Raw genomic sequence first — 24,685 nt, 5'->3', positions numbered from 1 at the left:
TGCCGCAACGGTGCCCCTTTTCCCCAGCATTAAACCGCGCAAAATGTAATCCAATGTGATTATTTATTGCGCACTCCTCGTTTCGCCTGGCGTTTATCCTGATTTCGCTTATGGACGGCGAAGTGGCGTGTTCCCTGCAATACTTATTTTGTGTATCGCGTGATACGCCACTCCCAGGAGCATATTTTGAACAGGTTACCTTCCAGCGCCTCGGCTCTTGCCTGCACGGCGCATGCACTGAACATCATCGAAAAGAAGTCCCTTAGTCACGAGGAGATGAAGGCACTAAACCGAGAGGTTATCGAAAGTTTCCAACAGCATGTCAATCCGGGTTTTCTTGAGTATCGCAAGTCTGTTACCGCCGGCGGGGATTACGGAGCCGTAGAGTGGCAAGCGAACAGTTTAAATACGCTTGTCGACACCCAGGGTAAGGAGTACCTCGATTGCCTGGGCGGATTCGGCATTTTTAACGTGGGGCACCGTAATCCAACAGTGGTTTCCGCCGTACAGCATCAGTTAGAAAAACAACCCCTGCACAGTCAGGAACTGCTCGACCCGCTTCGGGCGATGCTTGCCAAAACGCTTGCTACCCTCACTCCCGGTAAACTGAAATACAGCTTCTTTAGCAACAGCGGCACGGAATCCGTCGAAGCGGCGATTAAGCTCGCGAAGGCGTACCAGTCACCGCGCGGGAAATTTACCTTTATCGCCGCCAGCGGCGCGTTTCACGGTAAATCCCTCGGGGCGCTGTCGGCCACCGCAAAATCAGCATTTCGCAAGCCGTTTATGCCGCTGCTGCCGGGCTTCCGCCACGTGCCGTTCGGCAATATCGACGCGTTGCGCTCCATGTTCAGCGAATGCCGCAAAACCGGCGACGATGTGGCGGCCCTGATTCTGGAACCTATCCAGGGTGAAGGCGGCGTGATCCTGCCTCCGGCGGGCTATCTGCCGTTGGTGCGTAAGCTGTGCGACGAGTTTGGCGTGCTGCTGATCTTCGACGAGGTGCAAACCGGCATGGGCCGCACCGGTAAAATGTTCGCCTGCGAGCATGAAAACGTGCAGCCGGATATTCTGTGCCTCGCCAAGGCGCTCGGCGGCGGCGTGATGCCGATTGGCGCGACGGTTGCGACGGAAGAAGTGTTCTCCGTGCTGTTTGATAATCCTTTCCTGCACACCACCACGTTTGGCGGCAACCCGCTGGCCTGCGCCGCGGCGCTCGCCACCATCCACGTCCTGCTTGAGCAAAACCTTCCCGCGCAGGCGGCGCAAAAAGGCCAGCTTTTGGTGGATGGCTTCCAGGCGCTCGCCCGCGAGTTCCCGGAGCTGGTGGTCGAAGCCCGAGGCCAGGGGCTGCTGATTGCCATTGAGTTTACCGACAACGAAACCGGCTATAGCTTTGCCAGCGAGATGTTCCGCCAGCAGGTTTTGGTCGCCGGGACGCTCAATAACTCGAAAACCATCCGCGTTGAGCCGCCGCTGACCATCACCATCGAGCAGTGCGAGCACGTGCTGGGGTGCGCGCGGAGGGCGTTGCAGGGGCTGCATACGTCGCAGCGCGAAATACTGGAAGCCGAACAGGAATGAGCGTGACTTTAAACAGAGGGGCATAAATAAGATGTTTATGCCCCTGCTTTAATTTTCAGCGTACTTCTGTAGAATACAGCCAAATTTCACCTTAACGGCACGGATGTCTATGCGATTCTTCTTTCTGGAATGGGTTAATGATTTTGAAAAAATGATGCTGGATTCACTGGCAAAAGAAAATCCCGTTTACCAAATTAATCGCGTCATGCGCCGCTTCAAGTCCATCAATAATTTACTGCCCGGCGAACGATTAAAAAAGCTGCATAAAAAACTGCACTGCGCAATTCGATTCTCGGCGATTAAAAAAGACGATGTGGTTATCTGTAATGGCTACAGCGTATTTCCTTTCCTGGATGCGGTGCGCGAGATGCCCTGCAAGAAGATACTTATTCTGCGTGACTCCGTTGCGGCCCTGACGTTTAAACGTAGAAAATTAGGCCATCTCGGCCAAAACGAGGATTATATTGCCACCGTCAAACCGATATTTGACGTTATTTTCAGCTTCGACCCGCAGGACAGCGAAAAATATAATCTGCAATATATAAAGCAGTTTGTACCCTTTACGTGGCAGCAAATTAACGATATCAATAATAAGCATCGGAAAGCGGACAATAGCTGTTTTTATGTCGGCGGCTACGATGAACATCGCGTCAATATCATCAACGCCCTATCCCCGCTATTAACCGAGAACGGCATTGCAACGGATTTTTATCTTGTGGATAAAGATAATAATCAGCAAAATTACCCCGTAAACTGTAAAAATAAGAAGCTTAGCTATGCTGAAAATATTCAAAAACTCACGGCATCGCGGCTGGTATTAGAGGTCAATAAACCTAATCAGGCCGGGCTAACACTACGGGCGGTAGAAGCGCTGGTTTTTAATAAACAGCTGATAACCAATAATGCCGCGATCAAAGAGCATGAGTTTTATCACCCGACCCAATTTTTCGTTTATGACGGCAGCAACGAGCGGGAGCTGGCTCAATTCCTCCAGCACATGCCGACCCCGCAGGTTTCTGAGCTGGGGCGGGAATACAGCGCGGACGGCATGTTGGATACCCTGAAAAAACACGTTTGATGATGTGAGTTTGAATGTTGGATGGCGGCGTGCGCCTTATCCAACCTACAACTCTATCGTAGGGCGGGTAAGCGCAGCGCCACCCGCCAATTCGTTGGATGGCGGCGTGCGCCTTGTCCAACCTACAACTCTATCGTAGGGCGGGTAAGCGCAGCGCCACCCGCCAATTCGTTGGATGGCGGCGTGCGCCTTATCCAACCTACAAAGAGTCCACTAACCCGGCAACAACCCCACGAAACTCCGCTTCTTACGCGGCTCGGACATCATCTCGTCGAGCTTCTCCACGCAGGCCAGGTAGTGCGGGGTTTTCTTGTGCGCCAGCACCGCCTCGTCGTTTTGATACGCCTCGTAGATAAAGAACCTCGTCGGGATTTCCGGGTCCTGCAGCACGTCAAAACGCAGGTTGCCCGGCTCTTTTATCGAGCCTTCGTGGTTGGCGCGAAACACGTCCAGAAACTCGTCCACCCTTTCCGGCCTGATGTTGATTTCCACAAGCGTGACGTTCATGCCTTGCCTCCCTGATGTTTTTCATCCAGCCAGAACTGGTACGCCTCGCGGGCGGAAGCCTTCTCATGCACCACTTTTTTTACCGCTTTGAGCATCGCCAGCGGCGCTTCGGACTGGAAGATGTTGCGCCCCATGTCGACGCCGGACGCGCCCTGGTCGATAGCCCGGAAGCACATCTCAAGCGCCTCCTGCTCGGGCAGCTTTTTGCCCCCGGCGATAACAATCGGCACCGGGCAGCTCGCCGCCACCTTCTCGAAGCCCTCCTCCACGAAATAGGTTTTCACAAACTGCGCGCCGATTTCTGCGGCGATGCGGCTGGCAAGCGAGAAGTAGCGGGCATCGCGGGCCATCTCTTTGCCAACGCCGGTCACGGCAAGCGTTGGAATGCCGTAGCGCGTCCCTTCGTCCACCAGCCTGATGATGTTGTTGATCGACTGGTGCTCGTACTCGCTGCCGATGTAAATCTGCGCCGCCACCGCGCAGGCGTTGAGCCGTAGCGCATCCTCCATCGTCACCGCCACGCTTTCCCGCGACAGCTCGCTGAGTATCGAGTTACCGCCCGAAGCGCGCAGCACCACGGGTTTATTGGTCGCAGGCGGCACCACGCTGCGCAGAATGCCTCGGGTACACATCAACACATCGGTTTCTTCGAACAGCGGCGCGATGGACAAATCGATGCGCTCAAGCCCGGTGGTTGGCCCCTGAAAATAGCCGTGGTCGAAAGCCAGCATTACGGTGCGCCCGGTGTCCGGGTTGAAGATGCGCGCCAGCCGCGACTGCATCCCCCAGTCCAGCGCCCCGCTGCCCTTCAGGTAAAACGCTTTGTTCTCCTGCGGGCGGCCTATGCCGTAGTCTTTTCCTTCTCTGATATCGTCGAGATCTGCCATTTGCTCCTCCCTCAGAAGTCGTATTTACCGATGTTTTCTTTCGTGAACACCACGCGCTCCGGCAGCAGCACGATGCCGTTGCCCTTCGCCTCGTACTGGTAGCCCTGCACGCTGTTAGGCTCGACCTTCAGCGTGCCGATTTTCGCCACCTCTACGCTGTCGCCGACGTTAAGATCGCCCTTTTTCAGCATCGTATTTGCGACGTTCACCGCAATTTCCCCCTGCTGCACCACGTCCCACAGCCCGAAGGCCTTCACGGTGCCGCGTTCAACGTAGGGGCGCATCACGTTCGGAGTGCTGAAACCGACGATAGCAACGTTGGTACGCTTGAGGTTTTCGGCGGCCTGTGCGGCAGCGGGCAGCGCGTTGGCGTCCGGGGCGATTATCGCGTCCAGATCCGGGTAGGCTTTTAAGATCCCTTCTGCGGTTTGCAGCGATTTCGTCGCGTCGTTATAGCCAAACTGCGTGGTGACCACCTGCCACTGCGGATGATCCTTTTCGATTTTGGCCTTCGCCTCTTTCACCCACTGATTCTGGTCGGTGACCGTAGGGCTGGAATAGAAGAAGGCAACTTTAGCGGCGGGTTTGGTGACCTGTTTAGCCGCCATATCGACCAGCATGCCGCCGAGCTGCTGCGGCGTGCCCTGGTTGATGTAGATGCTGCGGCATTCCGGTTTGGTATCGGAATCCCACGTCAGCACTTTTACCCCGCGCTGCATGGCGCGCTTCAGGGCCGGACACAGGCCGTCAGGCGACACCGCCGAAACGATAATCGCGTTGTAGCCCTGATTCACAAAGTTATTGATGAGCTGCACCTGGCCGGAAACGCTCGGCTCGGTTGGCCCGTCGTAGGTTACCGGCACGCCGAGGTCTTTCCCCGCCTGCATCGCGCCGTTGCCGCCGCTGGTAAAGAAGCCCACGCCGACCAGCTTGGGAATAAAGGCGATACGGTCGGCGGCCTGGGCGCTGACGACGCCAAAGGCCAGGGCGAGCGCGCTGAGCTGCAGCGCGCGTTTTGCTGTCTGCTTCATAATCAAACTCCCGTTAGTTTTTTGTGACCGCGCAGGCGACGCCAGGCCGCCATCAGCGTTTCGCGATGCAGGCTCACCGAACGACCAATGACCACCACAATCAATAGCGCGCCGGAAAGCGCGCTCGACACCTGATTTGGCACGCCAACCATCTGTAAACCCTGTTGCAGATACCCCACCAACAGCGCCGCCAGCGCGGTGCCTAAAATCGACCCCGAGCCGCCGTAGATATTGGCTCCGCCCAGCACGGCGGCGGTGAGCGCGGGCATCAGCAGGTCGCGCCCTAAATCCGAACGCGCCGAGCCGAAGTAGGAAACCAGCACGATGGCGGCAATCGCCGAGGCAAGCCCGACCAGGCCGTAGACGCCATACAGCGAGCCGTTTACCGGCAGCGCCGCATAGCGCGCCGCGCGCGGGTTTTGCCCAATCAAAAAGACGTGGCGGCCAAAGCGGGCGCGGTGCGTCAGCAGCCAGAACAGCAGCGTGATAACCGCGAACATCACCAGCGGGATCGGCAGGCCGAACACGGTCAGGTTGGCAAAGCCTGTGAAGGCGTCCGGGAAGCCGCCGATGCCTTCGTAGCCGGTCGCACCCGCCAAGCCGGAAAGCAGCAGTGCCGCGCCGCCAAACAGGTAAAGCGTGCCGAGCGTGATGACCAGCGGGCTGATGCCGGTGTAGTGAATCAGCGCCGCGTTGAACAGGCCGCACAGCAGGCCGACCGCGAGCGTGAGGACAACCGCAAGCGCAACGGGCAGCCCGGCGTTAAGCATCACGCCCAGCGCGATGGCGCACAGGCCGATGGTTGACCCCAGCGATATGTCGATGCCGCCGCTGATAATCACCAGCGTAAGCGGCAGGGCCACGATGCCGATGCAGATAAAATCGCTGGTGCTAAACAGCAGCATGTTGACGTCCAGCATGCGCGGGTTCACGGCGCCAAACAGCAGGATCTCCGCCACCAGTATCAGCAGCAGCGCCCCTTCCCAGTTAAGCTTTAGCCTTTTCATCTATGCCACGTCCTTCTTCTTGCGGGGAAAGGCGCGGACGTTTTTCGCGCCCGGCAGAGGGGGAACAAAACGGCTATATTTCTGCGCCCGCTGGTGGCGGTCCAGCGCCTGGCGCAGCCGCCCGTCGAGCACCAGCACGCCCAGCAAAACCATCCCGGCAATAAAGTCATTCCACCAGGCCGGGAGCTTGAACAGCACCAGCACGGTGTCAATCTGCGTGAGGAAGAACGCGCCGAGGAAGGCGCCAATCACCGTGCCCGTGCCGCCGAGCAGGGAGATGCCGCCGAGCACGCAGGCGGCGATGGCCTTCATCTCCAGCCCGCTGCCGGTCTGGTTGGGCACGAAGCCGATTTGTGATGCGAAGACGATACCGGCGAGCGCCGCCAGCAGGCCGTTGAAGGTGAAGGCCAGCAGCCGGGTACGGTTAACGGCGACGCCGAGCTGGCGGGCGGCGGCGAGGTTATCCCCGACGGCGTAAAAATCCCGCCCGAATGCCGTTCTTGCCAGCAGCCACGCGGCAACGGCAACCAGCGCGAGCACCAGGAAGCCGAGCGGCGAAACCCCCAGCGCGACGGGTTCGGAGAGGGCTTTCAGGCTGGCGGGCAGCCCTTCAATCCACTTTCCGCCGGTCCACAGCAGCATGCCGCCGCGATACAGCCCGAGCGTGCCCAAAGTGGCGACAATCGCCGGTATGCGCAGCCAGACGACCAGCACGCCGTTGAAAAACCCCGCCGCCGCGCCGATCGCCAGCGCGAAAAGCATCGCCACCGGCAGGCTGTAGCCGCCGTTCAGCGCCACGCCGACGGCAATGGCGCACAGGCCAACGGTCGATCCGACCGACACGTCGATGTTGCGCGTCAGCATCACCAGGGTAGCCCCGACCGCGAGCAGGATCGGGATCTGCGCGCTGGTAAAGATCATGCCCAGCGTTTGCAGGCTGAAGGAGCCGTGGTTGAGCGCCACCAGCACGGCGAACAGGGCAAGAATGGCAAGCAGCGCGCTCAGCTCGCGGTTTTTAAGCAGCTTTCTCATACTTTGCCTCCGCCAAACGCCATGCTCATCATGCGATCGACGCTGATAGACGGCCTGCGCAGCTCACCGTTCATCGCGCCCTGATGCATCACCAGCACGCGATCCGCAAGGCCGACAAACTCGTCCAGATCGGAGGAGATCATCAGCACCGCCACGTTCTGCGCGGCGACGCTTTTTATCAGCTGGTAGATATCCGCCCGCGCGGCCACGTCCACGCCGCGCGTCGGTTCATCGACGATAAGCAACAGCGGATTGGCCTCCAGGCAGCGCGCCAGCAGCACCTTCTGCTGGTTGCCGCCGGAAAGCGTTCTGACCGTTTGCTCGGCGCTATTGAGCCTGATGCCCAGCGCCCGGTGATAGCGTTCCACCACCGCCGCTTCGCGCTTGCCCTGCTGCCACAGGCTCGGCTCGTTCAGCGCCACTGTGTTCCAGCGGATCGGCGCATCCAGAAAAAGCCCCGATACCTGCCTGTCTTCCGGCAGGTAAATAAGCCCGCGATCTAGCCGGGACTTTGTGCGATCGCCGCTGATTTCCCGATTTTCAAGGAAGATCTGCCCGCCGCGCACCGGGCGCAGGCCGTATAGCGTTTCGGCAAGCTCGGTGCGGCCCGAACCCACCAGGCCCGCCAGGCCGACGATTTCCCCGGCGTACACCTCGAAGCTCAGATCGAGAAAGCCTTCGCCGGTCAGCTCCGCCACGCGCAGCACCGGGAAATCCTGCGGCTCGGTGCGGCGGTTGCCCGGCAGCGCCAGCCATAGCTTCTGCGTGTCGCTGAGCCTGTGCTGGCGGTTAATCGGCGTCATGGCATCGATCAGCCGTTCGTCCAGCAGCCGCGCGGTTTCGCCGTGCAGCACCACCGCACCGTCGCGCATCACCGAAATATGGCTGGCGAGCCTGCGGATCTCCGGCAGCTTGTGGGAGATAAAAACGATGCCGACGCCGAGATCCTGGAGGGCGCGGATCTGGCGAAAAAGGCGTTCGGTTTCGCCCGGCGTCAGGGATGCGGTAGGCTCGTCGAGGATCAGGATCCTCGCCTCGCGCATTAACCCGCGCAGGATTTCCACCATTTGCTGATCGGCAACTTCCAGCGTGCTGGCCGCCGCCGAAAGCGGGATCTGACATTCAAGCTGGCGCATTTTCTCTGCAAGGCGGGAATCGGCGTCCGCCGCGCGCGGCAGCCGGAAAAGGATATTTTCGCGCACGGTGAGGTTGGGGAATAACATCGGTTCCTGCGGCACAAGATAGATGCCCTGTTCGTGCGCCTGGCCCGGCGTCAGCCGCCCAAACGATTTGCCGTGCACCTTGAGTTCACCGGCGTCCGGGGTTTCAACCCCGGCAATGATCTTCATTAACGTCGACTTCCCCGCCCCGTTACCGCCGAGCAATGCGTGTACCTGCCCGGGATAGAGAGCAAAATCAATGTCTTTGAGGACGCTCACGCCCGCGAACCCTTTGCTGATGCGGCAGGCTTCAAGTACGGCGTTAGGTTTGGGCATCTTCACTCCACAATTGAACAAAAGAGAAATTGCATTAATAATGTTCAAAAGCGTAGACGCCGATATATATTTACAACCGGGCGCGGATCACAATTTTTTTAAATAGATCGGCTAAACCCTGTGCATCACTAAATGATCTTTTTGCCGGGCGCTTCACATTTTCTCATCCGGCAACCTCGAACATATGATCTAAATTTGAATAAGAGTTCATCTATGAGCGATAAACGAGCGGAAGAAGGACGGTTCGGCAGCCTGCCGATGGCGGAGGAAGAGCTGCTGGCGCGGGTGGCGTGGTCTTACTACCACGATGGATTAACGCAGAACGATATCGGCGAGCGCCTCGGTTTGCCGCGCCTCAAGATATCCCGGCTGCTGGAAAAAGGTCGCCAGTCCGGCGTGATCCGCGTGCAGATTAACTCGCGTTTCGAAGGCTGCCTGGCGCTGGAAACCGAGCTTGCCCAACGCTTTAACCTGAAGATTGCCCGCGTGCTGCCCGCGCAAAATACGCCGTCGATGAGCACGCGCCTGGGCATCGGTGCGGCGCAGTCGCTGATGGGCGTCCTCGAACCGGGGCAGCTGCTGGCGATCGGCTTCGGTGAAACCACCATGAGCTGCTTACAACATTTGAGCGGCTTTATCGGTTCGCAGCAGATTCGCCTGGTGACGCTGTCCGGCGGCGTAGGGCCGTATATGACCGGCATCGGCCAGCTCGACGCGGCCTGTAGCGTCAGCATTATCCCCGCCCCGCTGCGCGTTTCGTCACCGCAGGTGGCGGAGATTTTACGAATGGAGTCGAGCGTGCGGGATGTGATTCTTGCCGCTTCGGCGGCGGACGTCGCCGTTGTCGGCATCGGCGCGATAAACCAGAAGCGCGACGCCACGATTCTGCGCTCCGGCTATATCAGCGAGGGGGAACAGCTGATGTACGCCCGCAAAGGGGCGGTCGGCGATATCCTCGGCTATTTCCTGCAGGCCAATGGTGAACTGGTGGACGGGATGGAAATCCACCGCGAGTTGCTGGGCGTGACGCTTGATGACCTTTCGCAGCTGCCGACGATTGTCGGCGTGGCGGGCGGTGAGGATAAAGCGGACGCAATTTATGCCGCACTGAAAGGCCGCCGCATCAATGGCCTGGTGACGGAAGAAGAAACTGCGCGGGCGGTGTTGGCTTTGGCTGATTAACCCCTGCGCCTGTGCAGGGGTTAATTATGAGTTACCTGTTAGCTTTGGATGCCGGAACCGGCAGTATCCGCGCCGTTATCTTCGATACTTCGGGCCACCAGATTGCCGTCGGCCAGGCCGAATGGAAGCACCTGAGCGTGGCGGACGTGCCCGGTTCGATGGAGTTTGACCTTGATACCAACTGGCAGCTCGCCTGCCGGTGCATTCGCGAAGCGCTGCAAAAGGCGCACCTTCCCCCCGGCGCAATCAGCGCGATTTCCTGCTGTTCGATGCGTGAAGGCATCGTGCTTTACGACCGCAACGGCGACCCCATCTGGGCGTGCGCCAACGTCGACGCCCGCGCCAGCCGCGAGGTGAGCGAACTTAAAGAGATCCACGATTTTCAGTTCGAATCCGAGGTGTACCACGTTTCCGGGCAGACGCTGGCGCTGAGCGCCATGCCGCGCCTGCTATGGCTTGCGCACCATCGCCCGGATATTTATCGCCAGGCGGCGACCATCACCATGATCAGCGACTGGCTGGCGGCGAAGCTCAGCGGCGAGCTGGCGGTCGACCCGTCAAACGCGGGCACGACCGGCATGCTGGATCTCGCCACCCGCGACTGGCGGCCCGCGCTGCTGGATATGGCGGGGCTACGGGCGGATATCCTCTCGCCGGTAAAAGAAACCGGTACGGTGCTCGGCGGCGTAACGCAGGCGGCGGCCGCGCAGAGCGGGCTGCTGCCGGGAACGCCGGTTGTGATGGGCGGCGGCGACGTGCAGCTGGGCTGCCTGGGGCTTGGCGTGGTGCGCGCCGGGCAAACGGCGGTGCTCGGCGGCACCTTCTGGCAGCAGGTGGTGAATCTCCCCGCCATCAAAACCGACCCGGACATGAACATCCGCATTAACCCGCACGTTATCGGCAATATGGTGCAGGCGGAGTCGATCAGCTTCTTTACCGGCCTGACGATGCGCTGGTTCCGCGACGCCTTCTGCGCCGAGGAAAAGCTGCTCGCCGAGCGGCTGGGCGTGGACACCTACGCGCTGCTCGAAGAGATGGCGGCGCGAGTGCCGGCCGGCTCCCACGGCGTGATGCCCATCTTCTCCGACGCGATGCACTTTAAGCAGTGGTACCACGCCGCGCCGTCGTTTATTAACCTGTCAATCGACCCTGAAAAGTGCAACAAGCCGACGCTGTTCCGCGCGCTCGAGGAGAATGCGGCTATCGTTTCGGCGTGCAATTTAGAGCAGATTTCCGGCTTCTCCGGCGTGGAGTTTGAGTCGCTGGTCTTTGCGGGCGGCGGCTCGAAGGGCGCGCTGTGGAGCCAAATTTTAAGCGACGTGACCGGCCTGCCGGTGCGCGTGCCGGTGGTGAAAGAAGCGACGGCGCTGGGCTGCGCGATTGCCGCAGGCGTCGGCGCGGGGCTGTTTAACGATATGGCGGATACCGGCGAAAGGCTGGTGAAATGGCAGCGGGAGTTCACGCCAAACCTGGCGCACCGCGAGCTGTATGACGAGATGAAGCGCAAGTGGATGAAGGTGTATGCGGATCAGCTGACGCTGGTCGACAGCGGGTTAACGACGTCGATGTGGCAGGCGCCGGGGTTGGTAAAACAACCCTCGACCGGGCCAACTCCCTGAGGGAGAGGGGGAACTAAAAATGAGTGGATGTAGGGTGGATAAGCGATAGCGCCATCCACCGCATTGTCAGGTGGGGAACGTCGGGTGGTGGCTTACGCCTTACCCGACCTACGTAGTGAGCAGTATGTCGGGTGGGGAAAGTCGGGTGGCGGCTTACGCCTTACCCGACCTACGTACGAGCTGGAAATTGTCGGTCGGGTAAGCATCGCGCCACCCGACTCTTTATCGCAAATTAGCCCGAACGCTTCATCATCAGCCAGAGGCTTATCAGGAAGAAGCTGGCGCTTGGCAACAGCGCGCCGACGATCGGCGGGATGTTGTACACCAGGCTTAGCGGGCCAAAGATCTGGTCGAGCACGTAGAACACAAAGCCGAAGCTGATGCCGGTAACCACGCGCACGCCCATCGGCACGCTGCGCAGCGGGCCGAAGATAAACGACAGCGCCATCAGCATCATGACCGCCACGGACAGCGGCGCAAAGATTTTGCTCCACATGTTGAGCTGGTAACGCCCCGCATCCTGGCCGCTCGCCTTTAGGTACTTCACGTAGTTGTGCAGACCGCTAATCGACAGCGCGTCCGGGTCCAGCGCGACTACGCCGAGCTTATCCGGCGTGAGGTTGGTTTTCCATTCGCCGCTGACGGTCTGCGAGCCGGTAATTTGTTTCGGGTCGGTCAGGTTGGATTCATCAACCTGCGACAGCCGCCACAGCTTGTGATCGACATCGTAGGTAGCCGCAGTTGCGGAACGCACGGACTGCAGGCGGCGTTCGTTATTGAAGGTATAGATGCTGACGCCAGCCAGCTCCGTATCGCCCTTCACGCGTTCGATATAGATAAAATCGTGGCCGTCTTTGGCCCACAGGCCGTTCTGCGTGGAGAGCAGCGAGCCGCCAAGCATCATCTGCGCACGGTAGTTACGCGCCATCTGCTCGCCCTGCGGGGCAACCCACTCGCCGATCGCCATGGTCAGCAGCACCAGAGGAATCGCCGTTTTCATAACGGAAAGCGCGATTTGCATGCGGGTAAACCCGGAAGCCTGCATCACCACCAGCTCGCTGCGCTGCGCCAGCATCCCCAAACCAAGCAGTGCGCCCAGCAGCGCCGCCATCGGGAAGAAGATCTGGATGTCTTTCGGCACGCTCAGAATGGTGTAGATGCCTGCGCCCATGGCGGAGTAATCGCCCTGGCCGGCCTTTTTTAGCTGATCGACAAATTTTATAATGCCCGACAGCGACACCAGCATGAACAGCGTCATCATGATGGTGGTGAATATGGTTTTACCGATATAACGGTCGAGAACGCCAAACATTTATGCCGCTCCTTTTTTGCTGAAGCGCGCGCGGAAATGGCGCATCGGAACCGTATCCCAGACGTTGAGCAGCAGCGCGATACCGAGGTAAATCAGGTTCACCAGCCACATCCAAATCATCGGATCGATTTTGCCTTTTGCCCCGTTCGACTTAAGCGATGTCTGAAGCAGGAAGAAGACCAGGTAGAGCAGCATGGCCGGTAGCATCGACAGCACGCGGCCCTGACGCGGGTTCACCACGCTCAGCGGCACGACCATCAGCGCCATGATAAACACCGTGAGCACCAGCGTGATGCGCCAGTGCAGTTCGGCGCGAGCGTTCGGCTTGTCGTTGTTCCACAGGGTACGCATATCCATCTGGCTGGCATCGTCCGGGTCGAGGGCTATCGTCTGGTGGCCGACAATCGCCTGATAGTCCTGGAAATCGGTGATGCGGAAGTCGCGCAGCAGCGCGGTGCCTTCAAAACGGGTGCCGGTATTGAGCGTCACAACCTGCGAGCCGTCGGCGCGCTGGGAAAGGTGGCCGGAATCGGCAACCACCACGGAAGGACGCGCGTTGCCTTTCGGACGTATCTGCGCGAGGAAGACATCTTTGAAGTTCGAGCCATTCACGCTTTCAATAAAGAGCACGGAATTGCCGTCGGTCGCCTGCTGGAACTGGCCCTGCGCGAGTGCAGCCATGCCGGGGTTCGCTTTGGCGTCAGCAAGCACTTCATCCTGGTGGCGCGAGGACCACGGCCCCATCCACATTACGTTGACCATCGCCACCACGCCGGTAAAGAGTGCGAGGATCATCGCGGCTTTGACCAGCACGGCTTTACTCAGACCACAGGCATGCATTACCGTGATTTCGCTTTCGGTGTAAAGCCGACCAAGCGTCATCAAAAGCCCTAAAAACAGGCTGAGTGGCAGAATCAGCTGGGCCATTTCCGGCACACCCAATCCTAAAAGAGAAAGTACGAGATTTGTTGGGATGTCGCCGTCAACCGCCGCACCAAGAATCCTGACCAGCTTCTGACAAAAGAAGATCAGAAGGAGGATGAAGAGGATCGCAAGTTGGCTTTTGAGCGTCTCCCGAACCAGATATCTTATGATAATCACATTAAGTACGCCTGTGAAAACGAGTCTTTTTGCAGGAAAATCGCTTGTTTCATCGCTTATACGTCATTTATTCTCTTGAGTCGTCGAAAACATCGCTAAGATTAAACTTACCCGGCGAAGTGATGCCCCAGGATGTTTTAACTGACGTTGCCGAAACCGTAACAATACATTCGTTAAGATTAACACGAAGTCATCGCAACCGCGGACCTGAGTTACGAGAGCTTGCAATTCTAGCTGTAGCCACCGCCGTTGTCTTTAAGATTCAGGAGCGTAGTGCATGGAGTTCAGTGTAAAAAGCGGTAGCCCCGAGAAACAGCGTAGTGCCTGCATCGTTGTGGGAGTCTTTGAACCGCGTCGCCTGTCCCCGGTCGCCGAACAACTCGATAAAATCAGCGATGGCTACATCAGCGCGCTTCTGCGCCGCGGTGAGCTTGAGGGGAAACCAGGTCAGACTTTATTGCTTCACCACGTTCCGAATGTGCTTTCCGAGCGTATTCTGCTGATTGGGTGTGGCAAAGAGCGCGAGCTGGATGAGCGTCAGTATAAACAAGTTATTCAGAAAACCATTAATACCCTGAATGATACTGGCTCAATGGAAGCCGTTTGTTTTCTAACCGAACTGCACGTAAAAGGTCGCAATACCTACTGGAAAGTGCGCCAGGCGGTGGAAACCGCAAAAGAGTCGCTTTACTGCTTCGACCAGTTGAAAACCAACAAAAGCGAGCCGCGCCGCCCGCTGCGTAAAATGGTCTTCAATGTACCAACGCGTCGCGAGCTCACCAGCGGCGAACGCGCCATCCAGCACGGGCTGGCCATTGCCGCCGGTATCAAAGCGGCAAAAGACCTTGGCAACATGCCGCCTAACATCTGTAACGCCGCCTATCTGGCTTCTCAGGCGCGCCAGCTGGCTGATTCCTACAGCAAAAACGTGGTGACCCGCGTGATCGGCGAACAGCAGATGAAAGAGCTGGGCATGCATTCTTACCTCGCGGTAGGCGACGGCTCCCAGAACGAATCGCTGATGTCCGTTATCGAATACAAAGGCAACGATGCGCCGGACGCACGCCCCATCGTGCTGGTCGGCAAAGGCCTGACCTTCGACTCCGGCGGTATCTCCATCAAGCCTGCCGAAGGCATGGACGAGATGAAGTACGACATGTGCGGCGCGGCGTCCGTTTACGGCGTGATGCGCATGGTTGCCGAACTCAACCTGCCGATTAACGTTATCGGCGTGCTGGCGGGCTGTGAGAACATGCCGGGTGGCCGCGCCTATCGTCCAGGCGACGTACTGACCACCATGTCCGGGCAGACCGTAGAAGTGCTGAATACCGATGCGGAAGGCCGCCTGGTGCTGTGCGACGTGCTGACCTACGTTGAGCGCTTCGAGCCGGAAGTGGTTATCGACGTGGCGACGCTGACCGGTGCGTGCGTGATTGCCCTGGGCCATCACATCACCGGCCTGATGTCCAACCACAATCCGCTGGCGCACGAGCTTATCGGCGCGTCTGAACAGGCGGGCGACCGCGCGTGGCGTCTGCCGATGGGCGACGAGTATCAGGATCAGCTGGACTCCAACTTTGCCGATATGGCAAACATCGGTGGCCGCCCAGGCGGCGCGATTACCGCAGCCTGCTTCCTGTCACGCTTTACCCGTAAGTACAACTGGGCGCACCTGGACATCGCAGGTACCGCCTGGCGTTCAGGTAAAGCAAAAGGCGCGACCGGCCGCCCTGTGGCGCTGCTGTCGCAGTTCCTGTTGAACCGTTCCGGGTTTAATGGCGAAGAATAAACCTGTGCCATCTGCCCCGTATCCGGCGGATGGCACGTCGTTTATCCGCCCTACAAATCGCTGGGTTCCGTAGGTCGGGTAAGCATCGCGCCACCCGACAAACGCCCCTCAATGATTCAGAAGATGCGAGTAAAATGAAAAACGCGACGTTCTACCTTCTCGACAACGACACGCCCGCGGGCGAGCTGAATGCCGTTGAAGCGTTGGTCTGTGAACTGGCGGCAGAAAGTTTTCGGGCGGGCAAGCGCCTGCTCATTGCTTGTGTTGATGAACAACAGGCCATCCGTCTGGATGAAGCGCTGTGGCAGCGAGATGCCCACGCCTTTGTGCCGCACAATCTCGCCGGTGAAGGGCCGCGTTACGGTGCCCCTGTCGAACTGGCCTGGCCTCAGCGTCGCGGCAGCTCGCCGCGCGACGTGCTGATAAGCCTGCTGCCGCACTTCGCAGATTTTGCCACCGCTTTCCATGAAGTGATAGACTTCGTACCTTACGAAGACACTCAAAAACAACTGGCCCGCGAGCGCTACAAAGCGTACCGCGTTGCTGGTTTCCACTTGACTACGGCGACTCATACCCCGCCGGGAACGACATAGCAGACAATGGAAAAGACATATAACCCGCAAGATATCGAACAGCCGCTTTACGAGCACTGGGAACAGCAGGGCTACTTTAAGCCAAATGGCGACACCAGCCAGGAAAGCTTCTGCATCATGATCCCACCGCCGAACGTCACCGGCAGCTTGCATATGGGTCACGCCTTCCAGCAGACGATCATGGACACCATGATTCGCTACCAGCGCATGCAGGGTAAAAATACCCTGTGGCAGGCGGGGACTGACCACGCCGGCATCGCGACCCAGATGGTCGTCGAGCGCAAAATTGCCGCCGAAGAAGGTAAAACACGCCACGACTACGGCCGTGATGCCTTTATCGACAAAATCTGGCAGTGGAAGGCGGAGTCTGGTGGCACCATCACCCGTCAGATGCGTCGTCTCGGCAACTCGGTAGACTGGGAGCGCGAACGTTTCACCATGGACGAAGGCCTGTCCAACGCGGTGAAAGAAGTGTTCGTCCGCCTGTACAAAGAAGACCTGATTTATCGCGGCAAGCGCCTGGTAAACTGGGACCCGAAACTGCGCACCGCTATTTCCGACCTGGAAGTAGAAAACCGCGAGTCTAAAGGCTCCATGTGGCACCTGCGCTATCCGCTGGCCGACGGCGCGAAAACTGCCGATGGCCTGGATTACCTGGTTGTCGCAACTACCCGTCCAGAAACCGTACTCGGTGATACCGGCGTGGCCGTTAACCCTGAAGATCCGCGTTACAAGGATTTGATCGGCAAATTCGTGGTGCTGCCGCTGGTTAACCGCCGCATTCCGATCGTTGGCGATGAACACGCCGACATGGAAAAAGGCACCGGCTGCGTGAAAATCACCCCGGCGCACGACTTCAACGACTATGAAGTTGGCCGCCGTCACGCTCTGCCAATGATCAACATTCTGACCTTCGACGGCGATATCCGCGAGAGCGCAGAAGTATTTGATACCAACGGCGAAGAATCTACCGTTTACAGCAGCGATATCCCGGCCGAGTTCCAGAAGCTGGAACGCTTTGCCGCGCGTAAAGCCGTTGTCGCTAAGTTCGACGAACTGGGCCTGCTCGACGAAATCAAACCCCACGATCTGACCGTTCCTTACGGCGACCGTGGCGGCGTAGTTATCGAACCGATGCTGACCGACCAGTGGTACGTGCGCACCGCCCCGCTGGCGAAAGTTGCCGTTGAAGCGGTTGAGCAAGGCGAAATCCAGTTCGTGCCGAAGCAGTACGAAAACATGTACTTCTCCTGGATGCGCGATATTCAGGACTGGTGTATCTCCCGTCAGCTGTGGTGGGGTCACCGCATCCCGGCCTGGTACGATGCCGAAGGCAACGTTTACGTTGGCCGCAATGAAGCGGAAGTCCGCGCTGAAAACAACCTGGGTGCAGACGTTGCGCTGAACCAGGACGAAGACGTGCTCGACACCTGGTTCTCCTCCGGCCTGTGGACGTTCTCCACTTTAGGCTGGCCTGAGAACACCGAAGCGCTGCGCACCTTCCACCCGACAAGCGTAATGGTCAGCGGCTTCGACATCATCTTCTTCTGGATTGCGCGCATGATCATGCTGACCATGCATTTCATCAAGGACGAAGACGGCAAGCCGCAGGTTCCGTTTAAGACCGTCTACATGACCGGCCTTATCCGCGACGACGAAGGGCAGAAGATGTCCAAGTCCAAGGGCAACGTTATCGATCCGCTGGATATGGTCGACGGCATTTCCCTGGAAGATCTGCTCGAGAAGCGCACCGGCAACATGATGCAGCCGCAGCTGGCCGAGAAAATCCGCAAGCGCACCGAGAAGCAGTTCCCGAACGGCATTGAGCCGCACGGCACCGATGCGCTGCGCTTTACCCTTGCCGCGTTGGCTTCAACCGGTCGCGATATCAACTGGGATATGAAGCGCCTGGAAGGCTATCGCAACTTCTGTAACAAGCTGTGGAACGCCAGTCGTTTCGTGCTGATGAATACCGAAGATCAGGACTGCGGCTTTGACGGCGGCGAGAAGGTTCTGTCGCTGGCTGACCGCTGGATTCTGGCGGAATTCAACCGCACCGTGAAGGCGTACCGTGAAGCGCTGGACAGCTATCGCTTTGATATCGCTGCCAACATTCTGTATGAATTCACCTGGAACCAGTTCTGCGACTGGTATCTTGAGCTGACCAAGCCGGTGATGAACAGCGGCTCCGAGGCGGAACTGCGCGGCACGCGCAATACGCTTATCAACGTGCTGGAAGGTTTGCTGCGCCTCGCGCACCCAATCATTCCATTCATCACCGAAACCATCTGGCAGCGCGTGAAGGTCTTCAAAGGCATTACCGCCGATACCATCATGCTGCAGGAATTCCCGGCTTATGATGCGTCTCAGGTTGATGAAGCGGCGTTTGCCGACACCGAGTGGCTAAAAGATGTGATTACAGCCGTGCGTAACATTCGTGCTGAAATGAACATCGCGCCGAGCAAACGCCTGGACGTGCTGCTGCGCGGCTGTACCGAAGAAGCGGTACGACGCGTCAGCGAAAACCGCACCTTCCTGCAAAACCTGGCGCGCCTCGAAAGCATCACCCTGCTGGCAGGCGACGATAAAGGTCCGGTTTCCGTGACCAAAATTATCGACGGCGCAGAGCTGCTAATCCCAATGGCGGGCCTGGTAGACAAAGAAGCGGAAATTGAGCGTCTGGCTAAAGAAGTTGCCAAAATCGACATCGAGATTGGCAAAATCGAAGGCAAGCTGTCCAACGAAGGCTTTGTGGCGCGTGCGCCAGCGGACGTGGTCGCCAAAGAGCGCGAGCGTCTGGAGGGCTTCGCCGATGCGAAAGCCAAGCTGATTGAGCAGCAGGGCGTTATCGCCGCGCTGTAATCAATTGACTGCTTAAGCGTAAAAGGCCGGGTGATTTCCCGGCCTTTTTTATTTGTCACGCTGAAATTTGTAGGGCAGATAAACGAAGTGCCATCCGCCACATAATTTAAAATGGCCGTACCGGGTGGCGCGAATACTTCACCATCCCCTATAAAGCAACCCACGGGCTTCACTTCTTGCACGATCGGGCCAAGAGTGCTATTAACTCGCAATATTCGCCAAAAATTCACGAGCTAAATTATGAACATTGCAGCTCCGGTTGAGCTCGCTCTGCGCCGCATTGCCCCACAGGACAATCCGGCCATTGCGCGGGTAATCCGTGAAGTCTCCGCTGAATACGGTCTTACCGCCGATAAAGGCTATACCGTTGCCGACCCAAATCTCGACGAGCTTTACCAGCTCTACAGCCAGCCGGGCCATGCGTATTGGGTGGTGGAAATGGACGGGCGCGTGGTGGGCGGCGGCGGCGTGGCACCGCTCTCCTGTAGCGAACCTGATATCTGCGAGCTGCAGAAAATGTACTTTCTGCCGGTGGTGCGCGGAAAGGGGCTGGCAAAGCGCCTGGCGCTACAGGCGATGGATTTTGCCCGCGAGCAGGGCTTTGCGCGCTGCTATCTGGAAACGACCGCCTTTCTGACCGAAGCCATCGCGCTGTATGAGCGCCTGGGCTTCGAGCATATTTCCGAGCCGCTTGGCTGTACCGGACACGTGGACTGCGAAGTCAGGATGCTGAAATCGCTTTAGGCAGACGCCGCGTCAACGGGCACGCCGCTGTGAAAACGCAGTTCGCCATCAGGAGCGGTGATTAACGCCGCCTCCACTTCCCCAAAGAAGCGCACGCGCTCGCTGATGTTGCCCCCGGCAATCTGTTCGGCAAGGGCCAGATAGTCCTGATAGTGCCGCGCTTCCGAACGCAGCAGTGACAGGTAAAACTTTTGCAGCTCGCTATCCAGATGCGGGGCCAGCGCGGCAAAACGCTCGCAGGAACGCGCTTCGATGTAGGCTCCGCAGATGAGTTTATCCACCAGCATCAGCGGCTCATGGGTTCGCGTTTCGCTAAGCAGGCCTTTGGCATAGCGGCTGGCGGTAATTTTCACGTAGGGAATGCCACGGGCAATCATGATTTCGCGCACCTGCCAAAAATGATGCAGCTCTTCCTTAATAAGCAACACCATGCTGTCGATAAGCGCCTGGCCCCAGGGCGTGCTGGTCTTTGGCAGCACGCTTTTACTCAGCCCTTTGTACAGCGCGATAAAGTCCGGCTCGGCACCTTCGCGAAAGGTGAAATCCTCGTAAGGCTTCAGCCAGTCCAGCAGCGCCTGGGCGCTGGATCTGTCCGCCACGTATTTACGGATAAGCAGCATCGCCGTTTGCGCGGCCTTCAGCTCGCACACCATATGGTCGGTCAGCAGCAGGGGAAGATGTTCTGGCTTACGGGCCTCGGCAATCCACGCCTCGGGCGTCGGGCAGTGCAGGAAACGTAAAACGGGGGAAAGCAGCTCGGGGTAGTTCATGATGGCGTGTTCGTAGCTTTATGAAATGCAGCGGCGGGGAGCCGCTGCACGGGGGATTAATGGCGTACGCCGTCGTCGTCTTCGTCCACGAAATCGTCTTCGTCGCCTTCTTCACCTTCTTCGCCGTTCGGATCTTCGAAGTAGGTGCCCCAGCCGTCGTATTCCACGCCAAATTTCTCGGCGAGGTTCAGCAGCTGTTCAACCTGCTCGTCGAGCAATTCGGCCTTCAGCGCGCTTTCGCTCAGCACGTCGCAGCAGATGACGGTTTCGCCCTCTTCCACTTCCAGCTCTTCCGGGTCGGTAACTTCATAACCCATTTTGAACGCTTCAACCGCTGCTTTTTCCAGGGTTTCAAAGTCGTCTGCAGAAAGGTGATGTTCGATGGTGTACAGCGCGTCCGGATCGCTGCCATCTTCCAATAATTCTTCAATAATCAAACGCGTCTCTTCGCGCTGCTCTTCCAGCAGTTCTGGATTTGCCATGGCCCTTTCCTCAATTTGTCGGCAGATACTTCTATTTTCACACACGCATCGGTTTGCCTCCACCTTTCCCCCAGAAAGATTTCCAGGTCAGGGGTTGCATGTGAATATTAATACATATAAATTGAATTTTAATTCAATAAGTGGCACAAGCCATGTGAGGAAAAGATGAGTCACTTTTATCAAAAGCACTTTCTCAAACTTCTGGATTTCACCCCTGCACAACTCCACGAACTGCTAACCCTTGCCGCTAAGCTTAAACACGATAAGAAAAAAGGCACTGAAACTCAGCATCTTACCGGTAAAAATATTGCGCTCATCTTCGAAAAAGACTCAACCCGCACGCGATGCTCTTTCGAAGTTGCCGCTTATGACCAGGGTGCGCGCGTCACTTATCTTGGCCCAAGCGGCAGCCAAATCGGGCATAAAGAATCAATTAAAGATACCGCGCGCGTGCTGGGCAGAATGTACGACGGCATTCAGTATCGCGGCTACGGCCAGGAGATTGTTGAAACCCTGGCGGAATTTGCCGGCGTGCCGGTGTGGAACGGCCTGACCAACGAGTTTCACCCAACCCAGCTGCTTGCCGACCTGCTGACCATGCAGGAGCATCTGCCGGGCAAAGCATTAAATGAAATGACGCTGGTCTATACGGGCGATGCGCGTAACAACATGGGCAACTCAATGCTGGAAGCCGCCGCGCTAACCGGGCTGGATCTGCGCCTTGTCGCCCCGAAAGCCTGCTGGCCGGATGAAAAGCTGGTAGCCGAATGCCGGGCGCTGGCGGCGCTTAACGGTGGCAAGATTACGCTGACGGAAGACGTTGCCGCAGGCGTGAAGGGCGCGGATTTCGTTTATACCGACGTGTGGGTGTCGATGGGCGAGGCCAAAGAGAAGTGGGCCGAGCGCATTGCGCTGCTACGCCCCTATCAGGTGAACAAGGCGATGCTTGCGCAAACCGGCAATCCGCAGGTCAAGTTCCTGCACTGCCTCCCGGCGTTCCACGACGACCAGACTACGCTGGGTAAACAAATGGCGGAGCAGTACGGCCTGCAGGGCGGAATGGAAGTCACGGACGAGGTGTTTGAATCCGCCGCGAGCGTCGTGTTCGACCAGGCAGAAAACCGCATGCACACCATTAAAGCGGTGATGGTGGCTACGCTTGCGAAGAGTTAACCGGGAGCGGCGGTTGTGCCTTCCCGCCCTACCAGCTAAGTAGGTCGGGTAAGCGCAGCGCCACCCGACATTACCAGGCGCAACCTACGCCATCAAAAGCTTCACCACCACTTTGCGTACTTTCTCGGGCTTGCCCACCGCGCACAGCGGCTTATGCACTTCCCCCGGATAGAACACCACAAAATCCCCTTCACTCAACGTCAGGGTTTTCTCCTCCACCCCTTCCGGCAAAAACGCGATGTCCTTATCTGCCAGCCAGTTCGTTTCCGGCTCACCGGCGGGCTGCGTGCTGAAAGTCATGCCTTCCTGCCCGCGCATAACTATCTGAATATCAAGATAACGTGCGTGGAACTCCGCCGGGCGCTCGGCGATAGGCTGGGTGCTGTCTTCGGAAACCAGCATAAACAGGCGGTTGCCGTCGATATCATGTTTACCCAGCGGCGTTTCGGGGGTGATGTGCTGTTTGACGTGTTCGATAGCCTGGCGCAGCTCTTCAGGCAGCCAGCTTTGCAAAGCGTGGATGTTACCAACGATCATGATGTGTAGCCCTATTTTGAAACGATGTTTTATAAAGGCTTTTATACGAGACTTCTTTTTCTCCCGCTACGGGTTTTTCACCAAAACCTGTGCTAACGCATGTTTATCGCAAAAGATGTTACAGATCTGATTCAGCAAAAAAGTTTTTATGCAGTAAAAGAGCATAAGGCGAATTTTTGCCGCTGCGCCTGCACTCACAACCTACTGTTTTATCGACTCATTTATAAAAAATGAATCACCCTTCACATTTTAAACCAGGTAAATTAATGCAAATTCATCCATAACTATCCGCGCTATTTTTTACTCAAAAAGATGAAAGCCATAGCGTTGCGAATAATTATGCAGTCATGTTTTAAAAACCCTTAATTTTCAAGAAATTAAACTACTCATCATTCTGCATAAAATAACAAATAGTTAACAACATCAAAATAGAAAGAATGCCTTACCGCCTGGTTATGCACCCCCTACGCTGACCTTATTTACTATTCTCTGACCGCTATCAATTAATCAATAAACAACTTAAAAGTCACTTGAGCGCGTGATAAACCTCACATTAAATAGTCAGTAAGAAATTAAGATATTTCTCGAAGACAGCAAACAAACCTATTTCAACTCCGGTGCAAATCCTATTGCACCACGGGCACTTTCATCTCCGGATTAATGTAAAGGAATAGTCATGGACAAACATTATGTCGGTTCCGAAATTGGACAACTGCGCAGCGTAATGCTGCATCGCCCCAATCTCAGCCTGAAAAGACTGACCCCTTCCAATTGCCAGGAGCTTTTATTTGACGATGTGTTATCGGTAGAGCGTGCCGGTGAAGAGCACGATATTTTCGCGAATACGCTGCGCCGTGAAGGAGTTGAGGTTTTATTATTAACGGATTTATTAACGCAAACCCTCGACGTCAGCGAAGCCAAGTCGTGGCTGCTGGATACGCAGATTTCTGATTACCGCCTGGGGCCAGCGTTTGCCTCGGATATTCGCGGCTGGCTGGCCGATATGCCGCACCGCGAGCTCGCGCGTCGGCTGAGCGGCGGGCTAACCTACGGTGAAATCCCAACCCATATTCAGAATATGGTGGTAGACACTCACCAGGCTACCGACTTTATTATGAAGCCGCTGCCAAACCATTTATTTACCCGCGATACCTCATGCTGGATTTATAACGGCGTGTCAATTAATCCGATGGCTAAAGCGGCCCGCCAGCGTGAAACAAATAACCTGCGCGCTATTTACCGCTGGCATCCAACCTTCACCGACGGCAACTTTATTAAATATTACGGCGACGACAATATTAATTATGACCATGCGACGCTAGAAGGCGGCGACGTATTAGTTATCGGCCGCGGTGCGGTATTAATTGGTATGTCAGAACGCACGACGCCTCAGGGTGTGGAATTCCTTGCGGAAGCTTTATTTAAACACCAGCAGGCCACCCGCGTTATTGCCGTTGAATTACCGAAACACCGCTCCTGTATGCACCTCGACACCGTGATGACGCATATCGATGTCGATACCTTCTCGGTTTACCCAGAAGTGGTGCGCAAGGACGTGCAGTGCTGGACGCTCACCCCGGACGGACGCGGCGGCATTAAGCGCCACCAGGAACCGAGCCTGGTACACGCCATTGAGCAGGCGCTGGGCATCGATCAGGTTCGTCTTATCACCACCGGCGGCGACGCTTTCGAAGCCGAACGCGAGCAGTGGAACGACGCCAACAACGTGCTGACCATCCGTCCAGGCGTGGTGATCGGCTATGAACGCAACATCTGGACGAACGAGAAATACGACAAGGCGGGCATCACCGTTCTGCCGATTCCGGGTGACGAACTGGGACGCGGCCGCGGCGGCGCGCGCTGCATGAGCTGCCCGCTTGAACGTGACGGCATCTAAGG

Annotated in this window: 21 protein-coding genes; 10 read left to right on the top strand and 11 right to left on the bottom strand. The window is 57.3% G+C overall.

Annotation, left to right across the window (positions count from 1 at the left end; genetic code table 11):
* The first annotated feature begins 186 nt into the window (after window positions 1-186).
* Window positions 187-1,584: a putrescine aminotransferase gene (gene ygjG, locus ACSPHG_RS03235; RefSeq protein ID WP_435952097.1), complete on the top strand. Its 1,398-nt coding sequence runs from the start codon at window positions 187-189 to the stop codon at window positions 1,582-1,584.
* A gap of 109 nt (window positions 1,585-1,693) precedes the next feature.
* Window positions 1,694-2,662: a WaaS/CpsH family glycosyltransferase gene (locus ACSPHG_RS03230; protein WP_435952096.1), complete on the top strand. Its 969-nt coding sequence runs from the start codon at window positions 1,694-1,696 to the stop codon at window positions 2,660-2,662.
* Window positions 2,663-2,875: 213 nt separating this feature from the next.
* On the opposite strand, the gene lsrG is transcribed toward ACSPHG_RS03230, so the two are convergent.
* The 6 genes from lsrG to lsrA are packed head-to-tail and all read right to left on the bottom strand — an operon-like array spanning window position 2,876 to window position 8,622.
* Window positions 2,876-3,169, bottom strand: coding sequence for a (4S)-4-hydroxy-5-phosphonooxypentane-2,3-dione isomerase (gene lsrG, locus ACSPHG_RS03225; protein WP_435952095.1), 294 nt, complete (start codon window positions 3,167-3,169; stop codon window positions 2,876-2,878).
* Window positions 3,166-4,056, bottom strand: a complete 891-nt coding sequence (lsrF, locus tag ACSPHG_RS03220; RefSeq protein WP_435952093.1) for a 3-hydroxy-5-phosphonooxypentane-2,4-dione thiolase — start codon at window positions 4,054-4,056, stop codon at window positions 3,166-3,168. The genes lsrG and lsrF overlap by 4 nt, the downstream gene beginning before the upstream one ends.
* Window positions 4,057-4,067: 11 nt before the next feature.
* On the bottom strand, window positions 4,068-5,087 hold the full coding sequence (lsrB, locus tag ACSPHG_RS03215) for an autoinducer 2 ABC transporter substrate-binding protein LsrB (protein ID WP_435952091.1): 1,020 nt from the start codon (window positions 5,085-5,087) through the stop codon (window positions 4,068-4,070).
* Between the two features lie 2 nt (window positions 5,088-5,089).
* Window positions 5,090-6,094: an autoinducer 2 ABC transporter permease LsrD gene (gene lsrD, locus ACSPHG_RS03210; RefSeq protein WP_435952089.1), complete on the bottom strand. Its 1,005-nt coding sequence runs from the start codon at window positions 6,092-6,094 to the stop codon at window positions 5,090-5,092.
* On the bottom strand, window positions 6,095-7,126 hold the full coding sequence (lsrC, locus tag ACSPHG_RS03205; RefSeq protein WP_435952087.1) for an autoinducer 2 ABC transporter permease LsrC: 1,032 nt from the start codon (window positions 7,124-7,126) through the stop codon (window positions 6,095-6,097). It abuts the gene before it with no gap.
* Entirely contained in the window at window positions 7,123-8,622 is a 1,500-nt protein-coding gene (gene lsrA, locus ACSPHG_RS03200) for an autoinducer 2 ABC transporter ATP-binding protein LsrA (RefSeq protein ID WP_435952086.1), read from the bottom strand. The genes lsrC and lsrA overlap by 4 nt, the downstream gene beginning before the upstream one ends.
* 213 nt (window positions 8,623-8,835) lie before the next feature.
* On the opposite strand from lsrA, the gene lsrR reads away from it, so the two are divergent.
* Both lsrR and lsrK read left to right on the top strand, forming a co-directional pair.
* Window positions 8,836-9,804 carry a transcriptional regulator LsrR gene (gene lsrR / locus ACSPHG_RS03195; protein WP_435952084.1) on the top strand — a complete coding sequence of 323 codons (969 nt, stop codon included), beginning with the start codon at window positions 8,836-8,838 and terminating at the stop codon, window positions 9,802-9,804.
* 26 nt (window positions 9,805-9,830) lie between these two features.
* Window positions 9,831-11,423: an autoinducer-2 kinase gene (gene lsrK / locus ACSPHG_RS03190; RefSeq protein WP_435952082.1), complete on the top strand. Its 1,593-nt coding sequence runs from the start codon at window positions 9,831-9,833 to the stop codon at window positions 11,421-11,423.
* A gap of 232 nt (window positions 11,424-11,655) precedes the next feature.
* On the opposite strand, the gene lptG is transcribed toward lsrK, so the two are convergent.
* Window positions 11,656-12,735 carry an LPS export ABC transporter permease LptG gene (gene lptG / locus ACSPHG_RS03185; protein ID WP_435952081.1) on the bottom strand — a complete coding sequence of 360 codons (1,080 nt, stop codon included), beginning with the start codon at window positions 12,733-12,735 and terminating at the stop codon, window positions 11,656-11,658.
* Window positions 12,736-13,836 (bottom strand): LPS export ABC transporter permease LptF, encoded by a 1,101-nt coding sequence (lptF, locus tag ACSPHG_RS03180; RefSeq protein WP_435952080.1) that lies wholly within the window; start codon window positions 13,834-13,836, stop codon window positions 12,736-12,738. It abuts the gene before it with no gap.
* Window positions 13,837-14,113: 277 nt separating this feature from the next.
* On the opposite strand from lptF, the gene pepA reads away from it, so the two are divergent.
* The 4 genes from pepA to ACSPHG_RS03160 all read left to right on the top strand — a co-directional run bounded on the left by pepA (window position 14,114) and on the right by ACSPHG_RS03160 (window position 19,824).
* On the top strand, window positions 14,114-15,625 hold the full coding sequence (pepA, locus tag ACSPHG_RS03175) for a leucyl aminopeptidase (RefSeq protein ID WP_435952079.1): 1,512 nt from the start codon (window positions 14,114-14,116) through the stop codon (window positions 15,623-15,625).
* Window positions 15,626-15,759: 134 nt separating this feature from the next.
* Window positions 15,760-16,218 carry a DNA polymerase III subunit chi gene (locus ACSPHG_RS03170; protein WP_435952078.1) on the top strand — a complete coding sequence of 153 codons (459 nt, stop codon included), beginning with the start codon at window positions 15,760-15,762 and terminating at the stop codon, window positions 16,216-16,218.
* 6 nt (window positions 16,219-16,224) lie between these two features.
* Window positions 16,225-19,080 (top strand): valine--tRNA ligase, encoded by a 2,856-nt coding sequence (locus tag ACSPHG_RS03165; protein WP_435952077.1) that lies wholly within the window; start codon window positions 16,225-16,227, stop codon window positions 19,078-19,080.
* Window positions 19,081-19,320: 240 nt separating this feature from the next.
* Window positions 19,321-19,824 carry a GNAT family N-acetyltransferase gene (locus ACSPHG_RS03160; protein WP_435952075.1) on the top strand — a complete coding sequence of 168 codons (504 nt, stop codon included), beginning with the start codon at window positions 19,321-19,323 and terminating at the stop codon, window positions 19,822-19,824.
* Here ACSPHG_RS03160 and miaE read toward each other — a convergent pair.
* Both miaE and rraB read right to left on the bottom strand, forming a co-directional pair.
* Window positions 19,821-20,594, bottom strand: a complete 774-nt coding sequence (gene miaE / locus ACSPHG_RS03155) for a tRNA isopentenyl-2-thiomethyl-A-37 hydroxylase MiaE (protein ID WP_435952073.1) — start codon at window positions 20,592-20,594, stop codon at window positions 19,821-19,823. The genes ACSPHG_RS03160 and miaE overlap by 4 nt on opposite strands.
* A 56-nt stretch (window positions 20,595-20,650) precedes the next feature.
* Entirely contained in the window at window positions 20,651-21,076 is a 426-nt protein-coding gene (gene rraB / locus ACSPHG_RS03150; protein WP_435952072.1) for a ribonuclease E inhibitor RraB, read from the bottom strand.
* 165 nt (window positions 21,077-21,241) lie between these two features.
* Here rraB and argF point away from each other — a divergent pair, with 165 nt between their 5' ends.
* Entirely contained in the window at window positions 21,242-22,249 is a 1,008-nt protein-coding gene (gene argF, locus ACSPHG_RS03145) for an ornithine carbamoyltransferase (RefSeq protein WP_435952070.1), read from the top strand.
* A gap of 84 nt (window positions 22,250-22,333) precedes the next feature.
* Here argF and ACSPHG_RS03140 read toward each other — a convergent pair whose 3' ends face one another.
* Window positions 22,334-22,786 (bottom strand): NanQ anomerase/TabA/YiaL family protein, encoded by a 453-nt coding sequence (locus ACSPHG_RS03140; RefSeq protein ID WP_435952068.1) that lies wholly within the window; start codon window positions 22,784-22,786, stop codon window positions 22,334-22,336.
* A gap of 676 nt (window positions 22,787-23,462) precedes the next feature.
* On the opposite strand from ACSPHG_RS03140, the gene arcA reads away from it, so the two are divergent.
* Window positions 23,463-24,683, top strand: coding sequence for an arginine deiminase (gene arcA / locus ACSPHG_RS03135; protein WP_435952067.1), 1,221 nt, complete (start codon window positions 23,463-23,465; stop codon window positions 24,681-24,683).
* Window positions 24,684-24,685 lie beyond the last annotated feature (2 nt).

Source organism: Dryocola baronae (genome assembly GCF_051297175.1).
In the GTDB taxonomy this organism is placed as follows: domain Bacteria; phylum Pseudomonadota; class Gammaproteobacteria; order Enterobacterales; family Enterobacteriaceae; genus Dryocola.
The sequence above is the reverse complement of the archived record's forward strand: the minus strand, read 5'-3'. Positions and strand labels throughout refer to the sequence as shown.